This window comes from Deferrisoma camini S3R1, assembly GCF_000526155.1.
GTDB classification, from domain to species: Bacteria; Desulfobacterota; Deferrisomatia; order Deferrisomatales; family Deferrisomataceae; genus Deferrisoma; species Deferrisoma camini.
The window spans coordinates 1,824,070-1,843,562 of sequence record NZ_JAFN01000001.1 but is presented as its reverse complement, the minus strand read 5'-3'; the positions used below and the strand labels follow the sequence as shown (position 1 = coordinate 1,843,562).

The 19,493-nt window shown below is 72.6% G+C and carries 17 protein-coding genes; 11 read left to right on the top strand and 6 right to left on the bottom strand.

Annotated features, from left to right (window positions below):
- Window positions 1-11: 11 nt before the first annotated feature.
- The 5 genes from DEFCA_RS19295 to DEFCA_RS0108115 all read left to right on the top strand — a co-directional run bounded on the left by DEFCA_RS19295 (window position 12) and on the right by DEFCA_RS0108115 (window position 4,526).
- Window positions 12-479 carry a hydrogenase iron-sulfur subunit gene (locus tag DEFCA_RS19295; RefSeq protein ID WP_169709508.1) on the top strand — a complete coding sequence of 156 codons (468 nt, stop codon included), beginning with the start codon at window positions 12-14 and terminating at the stop codon, window positions 477-479.
- Complete coding sequence (locus DEFCA_RS0108130; protein WP_025322532.1) at window positions 476-1,195, top strand: methylenetetrahydrofolate reductase C-terminal domain-containing protein; 720 nt, start codon at window positions 476-478, stop codon at window positions 1,193-1,195. The genes DEFCA_RS19295 and DEFCA_RS0108130 overlap by 4 nt, the downstream gene beginning before the upstream one ends.
- 43 nt (window positions 1,196-1,238) lie before the next feature.
- Entirely contained in the window at window positions 1,239-2,225 is a 987-nt protein-coding gene (locus DEFCA_RS0108125) for a methylenetetrahydrofolate reductase (RefSeq protein WP_025322531.1), read from the top strand.
- Between the two features lie 29 nt (window positions 2,226-2,254).
- A complete protein-coding gene (locus DEFCA_RS20520; RefSeq protein WP_025322530.1) occupies window positions 2,255-3,634 on the top strand; it encodes a heterodisulfide reductase-related iron-sulfur binding cluster in 1,380 nt (459 codons plus the stop codon).
- Between the two features lie 109 nt (window positions 3,635-3,743).
- Window positions 3,744-4,526, top strand: a complete 783-nt coding sequence (locus tag DEFCA_RS0108115; protein ID WP_025322529.1) for a hypothetical protein — start codon at window positions 3,744-3,746, stop codon at window positions 4,524-4,526.
- Between the two features lie 58 nt (window positions 4,527-4,584).
- Here DEFCA_RS0108115 and alr read toward each other — a convergent pair whose 3' ends face one another.
- Window positions 4,585-5,718, bottom strand: coding sequence for an alanine racemase (gene alr / locus DEFCA_RS0108110; protein WP_035802884.1), 1,134 nt, complete (start codon window positions 5,716-5,718; stop codon window positions 4,585-4,587).
- 144 nt (window positions 5,719-5,862) lie between these two features.
- Between alr and DEFCA_RS0108105 the strand changes: the two genes are divergently transcribed.
- Window positions 5,863-6,369, top strand: coding sequence for a ferritin family protein (locus DEFCA_RS0108105; protein WP_025322527.1), 507 nt, complete (start codon window positions 5,863-5,865; stop codon window positions 6,367-6,369).
- A 65-nt stretch (window positions 6,370-6,434) separates the two neighbouring features.
- Window positions 6,435-8,153, top strand: a complete 1,719-nt coding sequence (locus DEFCA_RS0108100; protein WP_025322526.1) for an ABC-ATPase domain-containing protein — start codon at window positions 6,435-6,437, stop codon at window positions 8,151-8,153.
- 17 nt (window positions 8,154-8,170) lie between these two features.
- Here the strand turns inward: DEFCA_RS0108100 and DEFCA_RS24085 are convergent, their stop codons facing one another.
- Together DEFCA_RS24085 and DEFCA_RS24080 are read right to left on the bottom strand one after the other, a co-directional pair.
- Complete coding sequence (locus DEFCA_RS24085; protein WP_025322525.1) at window positions 8,171-9,409, bottom strand: ribonuclease H-like domain-containing protein; 1,239 nt, start codon at window positions 9,407-9,409, stop codon at window positions 8,171-8,173.
- Entirely contained in the window at window positions 9,409-11,736 is a 2,328-nt protein-coding gene (locus tag DEFCA_RS24080) for a DEAD/DEAH box helicase (protein WP_029733773.1), read from the bottom strand. Before DEFCA_RS24080 ends, DEFCA_RS24085 begins: the two co-directional genes overlap by 1 nt.
- A gap of 484 nt (window positions 11,737-12,220) precedes the next feature.
- On the opposite strand from DEFCA_RS24080, the gene DEFCA_RS22205 reads away from it, so the two are divergent.
- Window positions 12,221-12,385 carry a hypothetical protein gene (locus DEFCA_RS22205; protein WP_169709507.1) on the top strand — a complete coding sequence of 55 codons (165 nt, stop codon included), beginning with the start codon at window positions 12,221-12,223 and terminating at the stop codon, window positions 12,383-12,385.
- Between the two features lie 376 nt (window positions 12,386-12,761).
- Here the strand turns inward: DEFCA_RS22205 and DEFCA_RS0108080 are convergent, their stop codons facing one another.
- The 3 genes from DEFCA_RS0108080 to efp form a co-directional block, all read right to left on the bottom strand.
- Window positions 12,762-13,079, bottom strand: coding sequence for a hypothetical protein (locus tag DEFCA_RS0108080; protein ID WP_025322523.1), 318 nt, complete (start codon window positions 13,077-13,079; stop codon window positions 12,762-12,764).
- Between the two features lie 419 nt (window positions 13,080-13,498).
- Window positions 13,499-14,413 (bottom strand): EF-P lysine aminoacylase EpmA, encoded by a 915-nt coding sequence (gene epmA / locus DEFCA_RS0108075; RefSeq protein ID WP_025322522.1) that lies wholly within the window; start codon window positions 14,411-14,413, stop codon window positions 13,499-13,501.
- A gap of 2 nt (window positions 14,414-14,415) precedes the next feature.
- Window positions 14,416-14,979 carry an elongation factor P gene (gene efp / locus DEFCA_RS0108070; RefSeq protein WP_025322521.1) on the bottom strand — a complete coding sequence of 188 codons (564 nt, stop codon included), beginning with the start codon at window positions 14,977-14,979 and terminating at the stop codon, window positions 14,416-14,418.
- Window positions 14,980-15,037: 58 nt separating this feature from the next.
- Between efp and DEFCA_RS0108065 the strand changes: the two genes are divergently transcribed.
- From DEFCA_RS0108065 to mobB, 3 genes are all read left to right on the top strand, one after another.
- Window positions 15,038-16,075: a KamA family radical SAM protein gene (locus DEFCA_RS0108065; protein ID WP_169709506.1), complete on the top strand. Its 1,038-nt coding sequence runs from the start codon at window positions 15,038-15,040 to the stop codon at window positions 16,073-16,075.
- Between the two features lie 157 nt (window positions 16,076-16,232).
- On the top strand, window positions 16,233-17,471 hold the full coding sequence (locus DEFCA_RS0108060) for a molybdopterin molybdotransferase MoeA (RefSeq protein ID WP_025322519.1): 1,239 nt from the start codon (window positions 16,233-16,235) through the stop codon (window positions 17,469-17,471).
- Complete coding sequence (gene mobB / locus DEFCA_RS0108055; RefSeq protein ID WP_025322518.1) at window positions 17,468-17,971, top strand: molybdopterin-guanine dinucleotide biosynthesis protein B; 504 nt, start codon at window positions 17,468-17,470, stop codon at window positions 17,969-17,971. Before DEFCA_RS0108060 ends, mobB begins: the two co-directional genes overlap by 4 nt.
- Window positions 17,972-19,493 lie beyond the last annotated feature (1,522 nt).

Genomic DNA, 19,493 nt, shown 5'->3' with positions numbered 1-19,493 from the left:
GGAGGTCTTCCATGTCCCAGGAGTTCGAACCCAGGATCGTGGCCTTCTGTTGCCACCACTGCGCCTACGGCGCCGCCGACCTGGCCGGCGCCATGCGGCTGCGCTACCCCGAAGGGGTGCGGGTGGTGCGGCTTCCGTGCACCGGCAAGCTCGACGTGGCCCACGTGCTCGAGGCGTTCGAGCGGGGCGCCGACGGCGCGTTCGTGGCCGGGTGACTGGAGGGCGACTGCCATTACCTGGAAGGTAATACGAACGCGAAGAGGCGGGTCCGGTACATCGCCGGGCTCTTGGACGAGATCGGGATCGGCGGCGAGCGGGTGCGGATGTACAACCTCTCGTCGGCCCAGGCCCAGAGGTTCGCCGAGATCTGCGAGGAGATGACCGAGCGGGTGCGCGCCCTGGGTCCCAACCCCCTCAAGGGCGCCGACGCCCCGGACGAGCAGGCCGGGGCGGGTGCGGAAGCGGAGGTGCGGGCATGATCGTGGCCGAGCAGAAGCCCTTGGACGAGATCCTGGCCCTGACCGAGGGGGCCGAACGGGTGGCGGTGCTGGGGTGCGGCACCTGCGTGACCGTGTGCTTCGCCGGAGGCGAGAAGGAGGCCGAGGTTTTGGCCGCTTCGCTGCGCATGCGGGCCCGCGTGCAGGGCCGCTCGCTCGACGCCACCCACGGCGTGGTGCAGCGCCAGTGCGAGTGGGAGTACCTGGACGCCGCCCGGCCGTCCCTGGAGGGGGTGGACTGCGTGGTGAGCCTGGCCTGCGGGGTGGGGGTGCAGGCCATGGTGGAGCGGTTCCCCGAGCTGCGCACCGTGCCGGGGCTGAACACCAAGTTCTACGGCCTGCCCACCGAGCACGGGGTGTGGGAGGCCCGGTGCGCCGGGTGCGGGGACTGCGTGCTGGGCCTGACCGACGGCATCTGCCCGGTGGCCCGGTGCTCCAAGAGCCTTCTGAACGGGCCGTGCGGGGGCTCCCAGGGCGGCAAGTGCGAGATCAGCCCCGACACCCCCTGTGCGTGGCACCTGATCTACGAGCGGATGGAGGCCCTGGGTCACCTGGACCGGCTGGCCGAGATCCAGCCGCCCAAGGACTGGTCGCCCGGTCCCAGCGGCGGCCCCGGCCGGATCGTGCGCGAGGACCTGCGTCGCGGCCCCCCAACGATCGAGGAGTCCGAGCCGGCGAGCAGCCTCCTAGCCTCCTAGCTTTCCAGCATTCCAGCCTTCCAGCCTCGCCAGGAGCCGTGCCATGTCCCAGAGCGATACCCGCAGCAATTTGGAACGCGTGCTCGAATCCGGATCGTTCGCGGTCACGGCCGAGCTGGGGCCGCCCAAGGGGGCGGATCCGGCCGTGATCCGGCGCAAGGCCGACCTCCTCCGGGGGGCGGCCGACGCCGTGAACATCACCGACAATCAGACCGCGGTGGTGCGCATGTCGTCGATCGCCGCGGCCCTGCTGGCCCAGCAGGCCGGCGTGGAGCCGGTGGTGCAGATGACCTGCCGCGACCGGAACCGCCTGGCGATCCAGGCGGACCTGCTGGGCGCCTGGGCCCTGGGGCTCCGGAACCTGCTGTGCCTGTCGGGCGACCACCAGACGTTCGGCAACCACCCGGGTGCTAAGAACGTGTGGGACATCGACTCGATCCAACTGCTGAAGATCCTGGCCGACATGGGGGACCGAGGGGTGTTCGCCAACGGCGAGGAGGTGGAGGGCGAGCCGCCCCGGTTCTTCCTGGGGGCGGCCGAGAACCCGTTCGCCGAGCCGTACCCCTACCGCCCGTTCCGGGTGGCCAAAAAGGTGAAGGCCGGGGCCCGGTTCATCCAGACCCAGTGCATCTACAACATGGACCGGTTCCGGGAGTTCATGGCCCGCCTGGGCGACCTGGGGCTCCTGGACAAGGTGTACGTGCTGGCGGGCCTGAGCCCCCTCAAGGGGCCGGGCATGGCCAAGTACATGCGAGACCAGGTGCCGGGCATGGACGTGCCCGACGATATCGTGGACCGCATGGTGGCCGCGGGCAAGGGCATCGACGACAAGGCCGAGCGGTCCAAGGCGTTCCGGGCCGAGGGCATTCGGATCTGCATCGAGCAGATCCAGGAGGTCCGCGAGATCCCGGGCGTGGCCGGGGTGCACATCATGGCCATCGAGTGGGAGGAGGCCGTGCGGCCCATCGTGGAGGGCGCGGGCCTCCTGCCCCGGCCCCAACCCCTGCCCGGCGCGGCCGAGGCGGGGTGAGGAACGAAGCCACCAACCGGAGTGCTCCCATGACCGTGACCCAAACCCGTGAGTCCGTGGCCCGCCGAGTCGAGCAGACCACCGGAGAGAACGCGTACCTGTGCTACCAGTGCCAGCGGTGCTCGGCCGGGTGCCCCATGGCCGAGCACTTCGACCTGCTGCCCAGCGAGGTGCTCCGGGCCATCCAGGACGGCGACGCCTCGGTGGCCCGCAGCCGCACGGTGTGGCTGTGCGCCTCGTGCCAGACCTGCGTGACCCGGTGCCCCCAGGGCATCGACCTGCCGGCCATCCTGGACCGGTTCCGGCAGGAGACCCTGGACTCCCCGTCCGTGCCCGAGGTGGCCCGGTTCTACAAGGTGTTCATGCGGCAGGTGAAGCTGCTGGGCCGGGTGTACGAGCTGGGGCTCATGGGCGAGCTGAACCTGCGGGAGAAGCAGCCGTTCCGCGACCTCCCCATGGGGTTGCGGATGATCCGCAAGGGCAAGATCCGGCTGCTGCCCGAGGTGGTCCGGCCGCCCCGGCGGGTCCCGTGGGCGGGGCCCGCCCCGAACCGGGTGGCCTACTACCCGGGGTGCTCCCTCCACGCCACGGGCAGGGCCTACGACGTTTCGTTCCGGGCGGCGGCCGGGGCCCTGGGGGTGGAGCTGGTGGAGCCGAAGGGCTGGACCTGCTGCGGCACCACGCCGGCCCACGGCACGGACGCGTTCCTGGCGGTGGGCCTGCCCCTGCGCAGCCTGGCCCTGGTGGAGCGGATGGGCCTGGATCGGGTGGTGGCCCCCTGCGCGGCCTGTTACGGCCGGTTCAAGGCCGCCCTGGCCGAGTACCGGGAGGACGGGGGGCTGGCCGTGCGCGTGGACGACTGGATGGGGTACGAGTACCGCGACACGGTGACCGTGGCCAACGCCCTGGACCTGCTGGAGGGCCGGTGCACGGACGACGGCTTCGAGCCCCGCCGGCCGCTCCACGGCCTCAAGGTGGCCTGCTACTACGGGTGCCTGCTCACCCGCCCGGCCCGGATCACCGGGGCTCCCGATCCGGAGAACCCCACCGCCATGGAGCGGATCGTGCGGGCGCTGGGGGCCGAGCCCGTGGACTGGTCCCGCAAGACGGACTGCTGCGGGGGCAGCCTCTCGGTGCCCCAGGTGGAGCGGGCCAAGGAGATGACGGCCAAGGTGCTGGCCGACGCCAAGGCCCGGGGCGCGGACGTGGTGGCCGTGGCATGCCCCCTGTGCCAGGTGAACCTGGACGAACGCCAGCCCGAGATGGCCGGGGACCTGGGGTTCACGCTGCCGGTGGTGTACGTGACCCAGCTCCTCACGCTGGCCCAGGGCCTGCCCCTGGCGGCGGCGGCCCTCGACCAGTCGGCGGTGGATCCCCGGCCGGCCCTGGCCCGCGCGGGCCACGCGTGACTGGGGGGCCTTCGGCCCCTTTTAATCCCCCTCTTATTCGGTTTGTCTGGCCGGTGTGGTACCCTCCCGGGCCGAACCTGTCTCGTTTCCTCCAACCCGGGAGAACACCGTGAACACGCCCCGACTCTTCCTGGCCGCGAGCCTCGCCCTGCTCGTCGGCTGCACCCAGTCCCAACCCGTTGCCACCCAGGAGCCCGCCAGCGCGCCCCCGCCCCAAGCCGAACCCCAGCCGGAACCGGCCAGCGCGCCCGCCCCGGCCGGCCCCATGGCCGGACCGGTGCTCGAGACCATGGACGCCGGCGGCTACACCTACGTCAAGGTGAAGACGGCCCAAGGCGAGACCTGGGCTGCCGCGCCCAAGGTGACGGTGAAGGTGGGCGACGAGGTGGTGGTGCAGAACCCCATGCCCATGCCCGGCTACCACAGCAAGACCCTGGACCGCACCTTCGAGATGCTCTACTTCGCCACGGCCATCCTGCCGACCGACCAGGCGGCCGCCGCCACCGCCGCCGCCGGTGCGGAGACCCCCCCGACGGGCGCGGCCTCCCGGAACCGGGCCGCGGCCCAGGTGGACCTGAGCGGCATCCAGAAGGCCGAGGGGGGCCACACCGTGGAGGAGCTGTTCGCCAAGAAGGCGGACCTGGCCGGCCAGGAGGTGGTGGTGCGGGGCCGGGTGGTCAAGTTCAACGCCGGCATCATGGGCCGCAACTGGATCCACCTCCGGGACGGCACCGGCGCCGAGGGCACCAACGACCTCACCGTGACCACCCAGGCCCAGGTGGGCGTGGGCGATACGGTGCTCGTCCGGGGCAAGGTGGTCACCGACAAGGACTTCGGGTTCGGCTACCGCTACGCCCTGCTCCTGGAGGACGCCCAGGTGACGAAAGAATAGCGTAGAGGGCCCGGATGCCCCTCGGCATCCGGGCCCAGCCTTCCGGCCTCCCAGCCTCCTAGCCTTCCAGCCTCCTCGGCACCCGTTTCCCCAGGTTGCAGGTGATCTCGTAGGGGATGGTGCCGGTGAGCCGGGCGAGCTCGTCGGCCGGGATCTCCTCGCCCGCCTGGCGGCCCAGAAGCACGACCTCGTCGCCGACATCCGCCTCCGGCACGTGGGTCACGTCCACCAGGATCATGTCCATGCACACCCGGCCCTTCACCGGCGCCCGTCGGCCCCGCACCAGCACCGAGCCCCGGTTCGACAGGAGCCGGGGGTATCCGTCGCCGTAGCCGACCGGCAGGGTGGCGATCCGGCGGGGGCCTGTGGTCACGTGGGTGCGGCCGTACGAAAGGGGGGTGCCGCCGGGCACGGTCTTCACGAACGCGACCCGGGTCGCCCAGGTGAGCACGGGCTCCAGCCGCACGGGCCGGGCCACCTCGTCCGAGGGGTAGATGCCGTAGAGCCCGATCCCGGCCCGGACCAGGTCCAGGTGGGACTCGGGCAGGGCCAGGATGCCCGCGGTGTTCGCGGCGTGGACGAGCCGCGGCCGCAGCCCCCGGTCGGTCAGCACCGGCAGGCACTCCCGGAACCGGCCGAGCTGCTCCTGCGCAAACCCCAGGTCGGCCTCGTCGGCCGTGGCGAGGTGGGTGAACGCGCCCTCCACCTCGATCCCTTGCAGGCCCGCCACCCCCTCCACGAACTCGGCGAGCCGATCCGGCCGCACCCCCACCCGGCCCATTCCGGTGTCGATCTTGAGATGGACCCGGGCCGTCCGGCCCAGGTCCCGGGCGGCCGCGTCCAGGGCTTGTGCCAGGTCGGGGTCGAACAGGGCGAGCCGCACGTCCGCCGCCACCGCGGCCCGGGCCGCGGCCGGGTCCGTGGGCCCGAGCACCAGGATCGGCTCCGACAGCCCTGCCTGCCGCAGCTCCAGCGCCTCCTCCACCAGGGCCACCCCGAACCACGACGCGCCCGCCTCCCGCGCCGCCCGGGCCACGGCCACGGCCCCGTGGCCGTACGCGTCGGCCTTGACCACGGCCATGAACGCCGTGGCCGCCGGCGTGAGGGAGCCGAGCGCCCGCACGTTGTGGGCCACGGCAGACAGGTCGATACGGGCCTCGGTGGGGCGGAAGATAGGAGCGTTGGGGGACATCCGGCAAACCTCGGGTCCGAAGAGCACGGAAACGAACGGTACCAGCCCGGCGTCGCCCGGGCAAACGGCAGCGCTTGACGGCGCCCTGCACCGCGGCTACCGTTCGGTTCGGCGGTGATGCCGTTCACCACACGGAGGCCGAGCATGAAGATCGAAGAAGCGTTGACCACGGCGCTCGCGTTCGAGCGCAAGGTGCAGGCCCACTACGCCGAGGCCGCCGAAGCGGCCCGGGAGGACGCGGCCCGGGAGTTCTTCGGGCTGATGGCCCGGGAAGAGGGGCGCCACGTGGAGTACCTGGAGCACAAGCTGGAGCAGTGGCGCTCCCAGGGGGTGCTCGGTCCGGCCGAGATCGAGACGGCTGTGCCCCAGAAGAAATGGATGGAGGAGGGGGAGCGCAAGATGGAAGGGGAGGGCCGGGCCGGTGACCGGGCCTACGGGTTCGCCCACCTGGAGACCGCGCTCCACCTGGAGGAGGAGGTGAGCGCCCACTACCGGACGCTGGTGGACGCCGTGGACCATCCCGAGGCCAAGGCCCTGTTCCGGCGGTTCCTCGAGATCGAGGACGGCCACACCGCCCTGGTCCGCGCCGAGTTGGACTACCTGACCGGCACCGGGCACTTCCTCGGGATCCGGGAGTTCACCCTGGACTGAACCCCTCGGCTGACCTGCTTCTTGCTTCCCAGCTTCCTAACCTCCCAGCGGAGTGAAACACTTCCATGCCGAGCCAGGAGGACCTGCGAAGGATGCTGCTGCGGCTCGACAACGGGCCGTACCCCGCCTACAAGGACATCAAGGGTTCCTACGACTTCCCCGACTTCCGACTAATCGTGGACCACGTGCAGGGCGACCCGTTCGCCGCGCCCAGCCGGATGCGGGTGCGCGTGCCCCTGGACGTGGCCGGGTTTCCCCCCGACCTGCTGGCCGGCGAGGCCCGCGTGGTGGGGGTGTGCTCGTTCCTGGCGCGGCGGTTCCACCGGGAGGCCCGGCGGGCGTCCCGGCCGTCGGGGTCGGGCAAGAGCGGCCGGATCGACATCGACGCGCCCGGGCAGGAGGTGCTGCCCACCACCGCCGCCCTGGTGCGGGACGGGGCCGTGGAGCTCCGGTTCACCGTGGGGCTCCCGGCCCGCGGCCGGCGCATCCTGGGCCGGGCCGCCGCCGAGATCCTGTGCGATCGGGTGCCCGAGCTGGTCTCGCGCTCGCTCCGGTACCGGAACCTGGACCCGGCCGAGGTGCGGGCCGCGGCCGAGACCAACGAGGACGCCGAGGCCCTTCGGTCCCGGCTCCCGGAGCTGGGTCTCGTGGCGTTCGTGGCCGACGGCGCCGTCCTTCCTCGGCTGAGCGGCGTGGATCCCCGGCCCCTGGGGGCCGGGGCCGTGCCGTTCGAGAGCCCCCCGAGCCTGCGGGTGGAGGTGGACCTCCCCAACCGGGGCCGGGTCGCGGGCATGGGAATCCCCCGGGGCATCACCCTGATCGTGGGCGGAGGGTTCCACGGCAAGTCCACGCTGCTCGAGGCGTTGGAGCTGGGGGTGTACAACCACCGGCCGGCCGACGGAAGGGAGCTGGTGGTCACCGATCCCACGGCCGTGAAGATCCGGTCCGAGGACGGCCGGGCCGTGGCCGGCGTGGACATCCGTCCGTTCATCTCGAACCTGCCCGGTGGGGTGGACACGGCCGCGTTCTCCACCCAGGACGCATCGGGATCCACCTCCCAGGCGTCGAACATCGTGGAGGCCCTGGAGGCGGGGAGCCGGGTTCTGCTGGTGGACGAGGACACCTCGGCCACCAACTTCATGATCCGCGACCACCGGATGCAGGAGCTGATCGCCAAGGACAAGGAGCCGATCACCCCGTTCGTGGACAAGGTGCGCCAGCTCTGGGAGGAGCGCGGGGTGTCCACGGTGCTGGTGATGGGCGGCAGCGGCGACTACTTCGACGTGGCCGACACCGTGATCGCCATGGAGGCGTTCCGGCCGAGGGACGTGACCCGGCAGGCCAAGGCGATCGCCGAGCGGTACCGGGCCGAGCGCCGGCCCGAAGGGGGCCCGGCCTTCGGAGCGGTGACGCCCCGCCGGCCCCTGGGCGGGAGCCTGGACCCGCGCCGGGGCCGGCGCGAGGAGAGCGTGAGGAGCCGGGGGGTGAAGACCGTGCTGTTCGGCACCGAGGAGATCGACGTGTCGGCCGTGGAGCAGATCGTCCACCCGGGGCAGCTTAGGGCCGTGGGCGCGGCGCTCCTGCGGGTGCGGGCCCTGGCCGACGGCCGCCGCACCCTGGCCGAGATCCTGGACCGGATCGAGGAGGAGGTCCGGCAGGAGGGCCTCGACGCCCTCACCGACCGCCCCGTGGGCGACCTGGCGGGGTTCCGGCGCTTCGAGCTGGCCGCGGCCCTGAACCGGCTGCGCACCCTGCGGGTCCGAAGCGAAGCCGGGCGGGACTGACCCGCCCCGCCTCTCCCTCACACCCCGCGGTCTCCCGCCTTCCTCCTCAGCCGATCCCGGCGGTGCTCCAGGGCCGCCCGGTCCGCCGGGGGCCAGTGGGGCAGGCCCAGGGCCCTCTCGACCCACGCCAGGGCCCGGCCCGGATCCCGGAGCCGGTGCTCCAGGGCCTTGGCCGCCTCCTCCACCGGCTCGAGCCGGTAGGGCTCGAGCCCCGCCCATTTCTGCCAGACCGCGAGGGCCGCGTGCCAGTCGCCCCGGGCCTTGTGGGCCCGGCCCAGCTCCCGCAGGGCCCGGATCCGGTCCCCTCGGCTGGGGGCGTGGTCCAGCCCGGCCGCGAGGGCCCGGTGGGCCCGGTCCGGCCGCCGTGCCCGGGCGTGCAGCAGCCCCACGCCCAGGGCCTGGGGCCCTTCGGGCCGGCGGGCGGCCCGGCCCGCGGCCCAGAGGAGCCCGGCCAGGCTCAGAATGTCGATGCGGTTGTGGGAGAACACCCGTCCCAGCCGCTCCTCCGCGCCGTGGCGCAGGTAGCGGCCGTACAGGGCCGGGATCTCGGCCCCGGGCACGTCGCCGGTGCGCCGGACCCCCAGCACCCCGGCCTCCAGGGTGACGAGGCGGCAGTTGGGGAGGGTGGGCCGCCACAGCGCCCGCGCCGGCGGCAGCAGGTCCAGGTGGGGCGCCCCCTCCAGGGGCCAAGCCATGCGGTTCAGCACGTGGCGGTTCTCGAGGAGCGGCACGTCGAACCGGTGGCCGTTGAAGGTGACGAGGCACGACACCCCTTCGAGCTCCTGGGCCAGCGCGTGGAGCAGGGCGGGCTCCCGGTCCAGGTCCTCCAGAAAGAGCTGCACCACCCGGAACCCCCGGCCTCCGGGATCCCACCGCCCCACCCCCACCAGGAACGCCACCGTGCCCGCGCCGCCGGCCAGGCCCGTGGTCTCGGTGTCGAGGAACGCGATCTCCGAAGGGGTTCCCACGCGACCGAGCTCCCGGGGGAAGAGGTCCCGGAGGCCCTCGCAGGGCAGCCGGCCCAGCTCGCCCACGGGCAGGCGGCCGTGGGCCTTGGACGCCGCCGCGGTGCGCACCACCCGGAACACCGGCCCGGCCGGGGTGTCCACCCGGTCGCCGGCCACGAACCGGTCGATGGGGGCCCGGCGGGAGGAGGCGGCGGCCCGATCCATCCGCTCGAGCCGCTCCCGCAAGGCCGAGCCGGCCAGGGGCCGGCTCCGGTCCAGGCGGCGCAGCCGTGCGGCGAGCCCCTTCATCATGCCGTCCGCAGCAGCAGGCCCAGCAGGCGCTGGGCCGCCGCCTTGGCCTCGGGGCCCACGTCGCCGGGTGGGCCCACGCACGAGGGGCAGCCGCTCTCGCACCGGCAGGCGGCCAGGAGCTCCAGGGCGCCCTCCAGGAGCTCGCGGGTGCGGCCGTGGATCCCCTCGGCCAGGCCGCAGCCGCCCGGGTACCGCTCGTACAGGAACAGGGTGGGCTCGATCCCCGGCGGGGCGGCGGCCGGGTCCACCGGGCCGGGGCCCGCGTCCCACCGGCCCTCCCGGTCGCCCAGGGCCCGGCCCAGGTCGGAGGGGTCGCACAGGCAGTGGAGCGAGGCCAGGTGGTGGAGCGCGTGGCCCAGCCCGGCGATGCCGTCCAGGAAGGCGGCGTCGGTGAGCCCCAGGGCCTCGGCCAGGATCAGGGGGAACACCCACCAGGCCGCGGTGGTGTGCATCTCCTGGTCGGGCAGGTCCACCTCGCCGTAGCCCACGTTCTCCGAGGTGTAGAACTTGATCTTCTTGTAGCCCGGCACCCGGGCGAGCACGTGCACCTCGCCCCACTCGGCCCGCCCCCGGCCCAGGTCGTGGCCGGCGAACGCCTCGAGGACGCGCACCTTGGCGTAGGAGATGGCCTGGGTGTAGTAGTCGGGGTCCACCGGCCGCACGTAGGCCTTGCGGCCTTCCCAGTCCAGGCGCTCCACCTGGTGGGCCCGGCCCTCCACCATGTAGACGGCGCCGGGGTGGATGGTGGTGGGCGCGCTCTCCAGGTCCACCTGGGCGATGACCCGGGGCCGGGGCCCCGAGGCGTCGATCACCGCGAAGTTGTCGGGGTCGGCGGTGCGCAGGGCCACCTGCTCGGCCGGGTAGGCGTCCTCGATCCAGTGCCACCGCCGGCCGGACCGGCGCAGCACGCCCTTCTCCTCGAGGAAGGCCAGGATCTCCTCGAGGGGCTCGGACCCGAACTCCTCCCCCTCCTCGAACGGCAGTTCGAACGCGGCGCACCGGATGTGGCTGACCAGCACGTGGAGGTTGTCGGGGTCGATCAGCCCGAGCTCCGGCGGCGTGCCCACCACCGTTTCGGGGTGGGTGATCACGTACTGGTCCAGGGGCTGGCTCGAGGCCACCAGCACGGCGGCGCTCACCCCGGTGCGCCGGCCGGCCCGGCCCGCCTGCTGCCAGGTGCTCGCCACGCTGCCCGGGTATCCGGTGAGCACGGCCGCCTCCAGTTGGCCGATGTCGATGCCCAGCTCCAGGGCGTTGGTGGCCACCACGCCCCGGATGGTGCCGTCCCTCAGCCCCCGCTCGATCTGGCGCCGCAGGTCCGGCAGGTACCCGCCCCGGTACCCGCGCACCCAGCCCTTGCGGTCCGGCCGGCGCTCGAACCGGTCCTTGAGGTACCGGGTGAGGATCTCCACCTGGAGCCGGGTGCGCACGAACGCGATGGTAGACACCCCCTCCCGCAGGAACCGGGTGGCGATCCTTCGGGCCACGCCCACGGCCGAGGCCCGCAGCCCCAGCGCCGGGTCGATCACCGGCGGGTTCACGAACAGCAGGTGCTTCCTCGCGCGCGGAGCGCCGGAGTCGGTGATCTCGACGAGGTCCTCCACGCCGGTGAGCCGCCGGGCCAGGTCCCCCGGGTTGCGGATGGTGGCGGAGGAGAGGAGGAACACGGGCTCGGACCCGTGGAACCGGCACACCCGCCGCAGCCGGCGCAGCACGTTGGCCACGTGGGAGCCGAAGATGCCCCGGTACACGTGCATCTCGTCGATCACCACGTACCGGAGGCTCCCGAAGAACCGGGCCCACCGGGGGTGGTGGGGCAGGATGCCCTGGTGGAGCATGTCGGGGTTGGTGAGCACGATCCGGGCCTGGTCGCGCACGCGCCGACGGACGTCCTGGGGGGTGTCGCCGTCGTAGGTGAACGCCGGAAGGTCCCGGCCCATCGCCCGGGCCAGCTCCTGGAGCTCGGCCAGCTGGTCCTGGGCCAGGGCCTTGGTGGGGAACAGGTACAGGGCCCGGGCGTCCGGCTCCTGGAGCAGGGTGGTCAGCACCGGCAGGTTGTAGCACAGGGTCTTGCCCGATGCGGTGGGGGTCACGGCCACGAAGGCCCGGCCCCCCAGGGCGGCCTCGGCGGCCCGGGCCTGGTGGGAGTAGGGGCGCTCGATGCCCCGGGTGCCGAGGGCCTGCACGAGGTCCGGGTGCACGCCGTCGGGGAACGGCTCGGTACGGGCCGGGGCCGGCTCGATCACCTGGTGGTGGGTCACGCACGGCCCCAGGTTCCGGTCCCGCAGCAGGGCTTGGACGATCTGCTCCACGTCGGCTCGCATGGGCCACGAGAATAGCAGAGCAGGGCGGCCGCGCCCAAGGGGAGGCTCTGGCCGGATGTCGTTTCATACCGACTTGCGTTCAAACCGAGAGTTCTCGTGGGGCGGAGCAAGGAACCTGCCTCCGGCCGGGCGCGAAGCCGGGCATTGAGATTCCCCGCGCAGGCACGGGACCGAAGAGCTGGTTTCATGACAACTCGCTGGAATCCTGACCATTTCGCGGTCCTAACGTCAGAGGCGCTGCGCGGCGAGCTAAGGAGCCGCACCCGGCTCTCCGGCAGGTCCCTCTCTCTGCTCGGGGGCAACGGCTTTGGATGCAGCTTGGTACCAGAAGGGGAGAGCGGTCGGTTCCGGAGCGGAGGGCGTCCCCCGGCAGGCGGTTGCCGCGTGTAACCTTCGAAGGGGCGCGTCATCTAAATGAGCGAGAATCGGGAGCGCTTCCGGTCGTCACGGTCCTCAACCGAACCGACGAAAGGGAGGTGTTGCCATGAAACGTCTGATCGCCGTGCTTTCGGTCCTGGCGGTGTTTGGCCTGGGTTCTTCCGTGGTGCTGGCGGGTACCGCGGATACGCACCAGAAGAAGGAGTGTCCGTGCCCCTCGGGCACGGTGGTGCACGGGCCGGGGTTGGACGGGCTGGACCTGGTGAAGTAGGGGAGAGCCCTTCCTCTCCGGGATGCCCCGGCCGATCTGGGCCGGGGAACCCGTATTCCACGACGGGCCGGAGCCCTGCGGGGCTCCGGCCCGCTCGTCTTGAAGGGGAGTCATACCAAGTTGCCATCCATAGGATACCCAGCCGGGGGCGGGGCAAGGGACCTGCCTCCGGCCGGGCGCGAAGCCAGGCATTGAGATCCGCCGCGCAGGCACGGGGCTGGGGAGCTGGCTTCATGACAACCCGTTGGAATCCGAACCCTTTCGCAGTCCAGACGCCGGAGGCACTGCGCGGCGAGCGAAGGGGCCGCGCCCGGCTCTCCGACAGGACCCTTGCCCCTCTGGGCAGGGGGGCAATAGCTTTGAACGCGACTTGGTATCACACCTTGATGTCGAGCACGTGCCCTTCGTCCGCCTCGGGAGGGCAGGACTCCACCTCGGCGTCCTCCCCCTCTTCAGCGCCCGCGTGACGTTGCCCTTCCCCTTCGGAGTCCGAACGCCGGTCCCGGTCCCGAACGCGGGTCTCGCCGGCCCGGTTCGCGGCGGTCACGTCCCGGTGCACCTCCTCCACCCGGTGCACCGCGGCCTGGGTGGCCAGCCGGTTGGCGAGCACCCTCTGCTCGGGGTCGAGGCGTTTGAACTCCTCCAGGCCCCGGGTCAGCGCCGCCAGGTCCATCATGCGCACGCCGTCGGGCATCGTCGGGCCTCCGCGACAGGGTTCTCCTTTCGTTTCGGACGGTTGGAATGCGGACTTGAGGTGGTGGCTTTCGGGGGGGAGAGCCCTGGGGCCAGGAGGCGGGTAGCGGCCTGTGCGGCAGGAGCGATACCAAGTCGCGTTCGATCAGAGATCCCTCCGGGGGGCGGGGCAAGGGGCCTGGTTCCGGCCGTGCGTGAGTGCAGCATCCGACTCACGCTGCCCCCGGCACTCAGCCCGGATGCTCCATGAACGCTGGAAAAGCGAACGTTGACAACGCAGTTAGGGTCACCGGCAGAACGGGCATCGGCTGAGTGCCGGAGGCAGCGACTGTAGGAGCCACGCCCGGCTCTCCACCAGGCCCCTTGCCCCGCCGGTTCAGGGGTCCGATAGCTTTGAACGCAACTTGGGTGGGAGCCGGGTCAGCCCAGCTCCTCGGGGGTGAACGTCACCACCTCGTCGATGCTCTCGGCCTCGGTGAGCAGCATGACCAGCCGGTCCACGCCCAGGGCGATGCCGGCGCAGGGGGGGAGCCGGGAGAGGTCCTGCAGAAACCGCTCGGGCATGGGGTCGGTCCGGGCGCCCCGGCGGCGGCGGGCCTCCTGCTCCGCTTCGAACCGGGCACGCTGCTCGACCGGGTCGGTCAGCTCGGTGAAGGCGTTGGCCAGCTCCAGCCCGCCGGCGTAGAGCTCGAACCGCTCGGCCCGGTCCGGCCGGTCGGGCCGGCGTCGGGCCAGGGCGGCCTGGCCCAGGGGGTAGTCGTACAGGAACGCGGGCTTGCCCAAACGGGCCAGGGCGGGCTCGATCCGGGTCACCACCAGCTCGTCGAACGAGCCGTCGGCCAGGGCGCGGTCCGGGTCGGCGCCGGCCCACCGCTCGAACGCCTCGTCCACCGAGATCCGGGGCCAGGGCGGGCGCAGGTCCACCCGGGTCCCCTGGCGGTGGATCTGCGGTCCCCTCCCCGCGGCCCGGGCGGCGTGCAGGAGGAGCTCTTCGCACTCGGCCATGAGGGCCGTGTAGTCCACGCCGGTCCGGTACCACTCCAGCAGGGTGAACTCGGGCAGGTGGAGCCGGCCTCGTTCCCCCGCCCTCCAGCACCGGCAGATCTGGAAGATCCGGTCCCACCCCCGGGCCAGGAGCCGCTTCATGCACAGCTCGGGGCTCGGGTGGAGCACCCCCCCGTCGGCCCGGACCGGATCGATGTGGGCCTCGGGCAGGGGGGCGGGGATCCGGTGGGGGGTCTCCACCTCCACGTACCCCCGGTCCACGAAAAAGGCCCGGACCGCTGCGACGATCCGGGCCCGGGCCCGCAGAACCGGCTCCCTGGGGTCGGGCACGCCTACTCCTTCACCCGGGTCACGTACTGGCCGGTCCGGGTGTCGATCTGGATCCTGTCCCCTTCCTCCACGAAGGCCGGGGCCTGCAGCTCGTACCCGGTCTCCACCAGCACGGGCTTGGTCACGTTGGTGGCGGTGTCGCCCCGGGCGGCCGGATCGGCCCGGGTCACGGTGAGCACCACGAAGTTGGGCAGGGTCACGCCGATGGCCTTGTCCTGCCACAGCACCACGTCCACCTCCAGGTTGTCGGTGAGGAAGTACCGGCTGTCGCCCAGCTGCTCGGCCGACACCTGGTACTGCTCGTAGGTCTTCTGGTCCATGAAGGTGTAGAACTGGCCGTCCGTGTAGAGGTAGGTCATCTTGCGCTCCTCCACGTCGGCCGGCTTGAAGGTGTCGCCCGAGCGGTAGGTCCGGTCGAACTGGATGCCGGTGAGCATGTTTTTGAGCCGGCACCGGTACAGGGCCTGGCCCTTGCCGGGTTTCGAGAACTCGAAGTCCACGATGACGTACGGCTCGCCGTCCAGTTCCAGTTTGAGGCCTTTGCGCAGGTCACCCGCCTTGTACATCGCGAAAGCTCCTTGGCCGGGGGTTGGAAAGCGCGTATTTTTACCGCCCCCGGGGGGGGTGTGTCAAAGCCGAAAGGAGCCCGAGCTGAACACGTTTCCCGTGCGCTGGCCCAGGGAATACCGCAGACTGGCCGAGGCCCTGGGCCGGGGGAGCCCGCTGCTGGCCATGGGCGAGCCGGATCCGGCCGGCGAGGGCCCCGATCCCGACGCCCTGGCCGACCCCACCGGCGAGCAGGGACTCATGCCGGTGCCGTTCCTGGTGCGCAAGCATCCCGACCGGGTGGTGGTGCTGGCGGCATCCCGGTGCTTCTTGTACTGCCGGTTCTGCTTCCGGCGGGGGGGGGAGGCGCACCGAAGCGGGCCGGGGCCGGAAGCGTGGAACCGGATCTGCGCCTGGCTGGAGCGCCACCCCGAGGTCGGGGAGGTGATCCTGTCCGGGGGGGACCCCCTCACCCTGCCCGATCGGGTGCTGGCCGGGATCGGCCGGCGGCTGGGCCGGATCTCGCACGTTCGGCAGTGGCGGGTCCACACCCGGGCGCCGGTGGTGGTGCCCCGGCGGGTGGGGGCCGGGCTCGCGGAGGCCCTGGCGTCGGGGCCGCCGTGCCGGGTGGTGATCCACGCGAACCACCCGGCCGAGGCCCGTCCCGCCCTGGAGGGGGCGGTGGAACGGCTCCGGACCGCCGGCGTGCCCGTGGAGAACCAGGCCGTGCTCCTGCGGGGGATCAACGACTCGGCTCCGGTCCTGGCCGACCTGGTGCGGCGGCTGGAGGGGATGGGGGTCGGGCTGCGCTACCTCCATCATCCCGACCGGGCTCCGGGCACGGGCCGGTTCTGGGTGAGCCTGCGGGAGGGGCTGGGGACGGTCCGGCGGGCCGAGGCCCTGCTGGGCCGGAGCATCCGCTACGTGGTGGACCTGCCCACCGGCCACGGAAAGGTGCCGGTGTCCGGCCTGGCACCGGTGGCGGAGGAGCGCCGGGGCCGGCGTCGCCGCGTTCGCTACCGGTGGGCGAGGCCGGCCGGCTGGCCCGGGGTGGCGCCGGGCCGCACGGCCGAGTGGTGGGACGTGTGGGAACCCCGGAAGCCGGGGCCAAGTTGACCGTTTTTCGCGGCCGTTGCTAGGATCTCTCGATCCTTGGCGCGGTTCGAGAGCCGCCCGGCTGCCTAGCCGCCTAGCTGCCTAGCCGCCTAGCGGGCCGAAGGCCCCTGACCGACGACCAACGACCAACGACCGAAGTTATAAGGAGCCTCGTTCCATGATACCCGTTCTCGACGCGGTGGAGATCATTTTGGGTGCGGTGGGGCCCATGCCCCCGGAGAAGGTCTCGATCCTCGAGGCCCACGGGCGGGTGCTGGCCGAGGAGGTCACGGCGCCCCGGGACCTTCCGCCCCACGACAACTCGGCCATGGACGGCTACGCCGTGCGCCACGCCGATCTGCGGCCCGGGGTCGTGCTCCGGGTGGTCGAGGCGATCCCGGCCGGCGCCGACCCGAGCCGGGGCCTGGAGCCGGGCCAGGCGGCCAAGATCATGACGGGTGCTCCCATCCCGGCCGGCGCCGACACCGTGGTGCAGGTGGAGGACACGCGGGAGGCGGACGGCGGGGTGGAGATCGTGTCGGTGCCGGCCGCCGGAGCCAACATCCGGCCCCAGGGCGAGGACGTGCGGCAGGGGACCCTGGTGCTGCCCCGGGGCACCCGGGTCCGGGCGGCCGAGGTGGGCATGATGGCCAGCCTGGGCCGGGCGTTCGTGCTGGTCCACCAGCGGCCCCGGGTGGCGGTGCTGGCCACCGGCGACGAGATCGTGGACCTGGACTCCCCGGCCCAGGGGGCCAAGATCATCAACTCCAACTCGTACGGGGTGGCCGCCCAGGTGGCCGAGGCCGGGGGGGTTCCGGTGGTGCTGGGCATCGGCCGGGACGACCCGGAGGGGCTGCTGGAGATGTTCGAGCGGGCGGCGACGTGCGACGCGGTCATCACCACCGGCGGGGTGTCGATGGGGGACTACGACTTCGTGCGGCCGGTGCTGGCCCGGGCCGGGGTGGCGGTCCAGTTCTGGAAGGTGGCCATGAAGCCGGGCAAGCCCGTGGTGTTCGGCATGAAGGGCCGGGTGCCGGTGTTCGGGCTTCCGGGCAATCCGGTCTCGGCCATGGTGGCGTTCGAGCAGTTCGTGCGGCCCGCCCTGCGCAAGATGCTGGGGCACCGGGAGCTGTTCCGGCCCGTGGTCGAGGCCGTCCTCGGCGAGGAGGCCGGCGCGGTGAGGACCAAGGCGGGCCGGACCGATTTCGTGCGGTGCCGGGTCGAGCGCGGGCCGGAGGGCTTCCGGGTGGTCCGCGTCAAGAAGCAGGGCTCTGGCATCCTGAGCACCCTGGTCCAGGCGAACGGCCTGCTGGTGATCCCAGCGGAGTCCACGGGCGCCGAGCCGGGGGAGCGGGTGCGGGTGCAGATCTACGACCCGGGCATCCTGGACCAGGCCGAACCGGGGATCGGCCCGTGAACCCACCCGTCTGCCTGGTGGCGGGGCCCTCGGGGAGCGGCAAGACCACCCTGCTCGAGTCCCTGGTGCGCGAGCTCACGGCCCGGGGCCGGCGGGTGGCCACGGTGAAGCACCACCGGGGCCGGGTCGAGGTGGACCGGCCCGGCAAGGACACCTGGCGGCACCGCCGGGCCGGGGCCGTGGCGACCTTCTTCGTCACCGCGGACGAGGTGGTGGTGTTCCGGGACCGGCCGCCGGACGTGTCGCCCGGCACCCTGGCCGGGTGGTGCCCCCCGGGCACCGAGCTCCTGCTGGTCGAGGGGTTCAAGGGGCTGGGGGGGTATCCGAGGATCGAGGTGGTGCGGCGGGGGTTCGAACGGGAGGTTCCATGGACCGAGGACGTGCTCTGCGTCGCCACCGATCTCGCCGGTTTCGAGGCGCCCTGCCCGGTGCTCCCCCTGGGGGACGCCGGGGCCGTGGCCGACCTCTTGGAGCGGCGGCTGTTGTCGGGCGGTACCTGAGGACCGATCGGGTTCCCGGAGCCGAGGAGCTTCGGGGGTACGACGGGCTGGCCCTGGGAGCCGAGTTCTGCGTCCACCGGCTGCCCCGCCTGGAGGCCCTGGCCGAGGCGGCCGGGCTGTGCCGGTCCCTGGGCGTGGGGCTCCAGCTCGTGACCCCGGTGGTCCGGGAGGGCACGGCCGAGGCGGCGTGGGCGTGGCTCGCGGCCGCGCTGGAGGCCGCGCCCGGGGCGGAGGTGAGCTTCAACGACTGGGGCCTGTGGGCCCGGGCCCGGGGGGCCGGCCTGCCGTTGCGGGGGGTGGCCGGCCGGCTGCTGTCGCGCCAGCGCCGGGGGCCCCGGGTGGCCGCGATGCTGGCCTCGGCCTCGGCGTCCGAGGCGGCCGAGCTCCGGGCGAGCCTGTGGGACGGGCCCGAGGGGCGGGCCCTGCTCGCGGAGCACGGGGCCGTGGGGGTGGAGCTGGACCTCACGCCGGCCGGGATCCGGGTGCCCGACTTGCCCGAGGGGGTGACCCTGCGGGTGCACGCGCCGTGGGTGCCGGTGACCGTGAGCCTGGCCTGCCCCTGGACCGAGGACCCGGTGCGGTGCGGCCGGCCCTGCCTCGCCCACCCCGAGGCCCGCTTGCGCAACGAGGAGGACCCCACCCCCCTGTGGTCCCGGGGCAACGCCCTGTTCCTTCGCCGGGACGACGAGCCCACGGCCCGGTACCTGGTCCGGCTGGGGGCCCACCGGCTCCTGTGGTCCCCGGAGATCCCCGGCTAGCCCGCATTATTCATGAGCGTTCGTCGCGAAACCGTCGAGTGTGCGTCAGATCGGGGCAAGCGCAGCGCCGAGGGGCGCAGGCGTACTGGACGGTACGTCGAGCCCCGAGGCGCGAGCACGCCCCGAGATGGTGTGCAATCGGCGGTTGCAGCAGAAGGCTCCATGAATAATGCGGGCTAGCGTCGGGTTTCGGAAATTTCGCGGTGTTCCCAGGGGGTGGGGCTGGGGGCCCCTCCTTCGCTGAACGGCCTCGCAGGGGCCGCCTCGGCGCGGTCCGCTGCGGCGCGTGAGAGCACGCGCCGCGGCCGCTCCCCTGGCGCCGGGCGGCCCGGGCTGCTCGGCCGTCGCGCTTCGTCGGAGCCCCCAGCCCCACCGCCGTAATCCGCATATTTTTTGCGAAACGGAACACGAATCGGTCAGGCCATCGGTCCGCCAAGTGGCTGGAAAGCTAGAAAGCCGGAATGCTAGGAGGCTTGAAAGCCTCCCGGATTCCCACGCGTTCTACCCATTACTACGCCCCTTCGCCTCCTCTTCACGATTTCGGGGGGCGAGGGGCCTGGTGGAGCGCCGGGCGTGGCCGTATCAGGGGGCAGAGTTCAGAGAACAATAGACAGGAGAACTGCAGGAGCGGTTCTCCCCTGTCTTCTGTCCACCGGCTCCTGGTTCCTGGGATGCAGGTCCCTTGCCCCGCCCTCCGTGGTGACGCGCCTATTTTGCCGCCGGGTTAATAAAACCTGCCCCGCTGGCAGCAGCCCGGGAGCCGC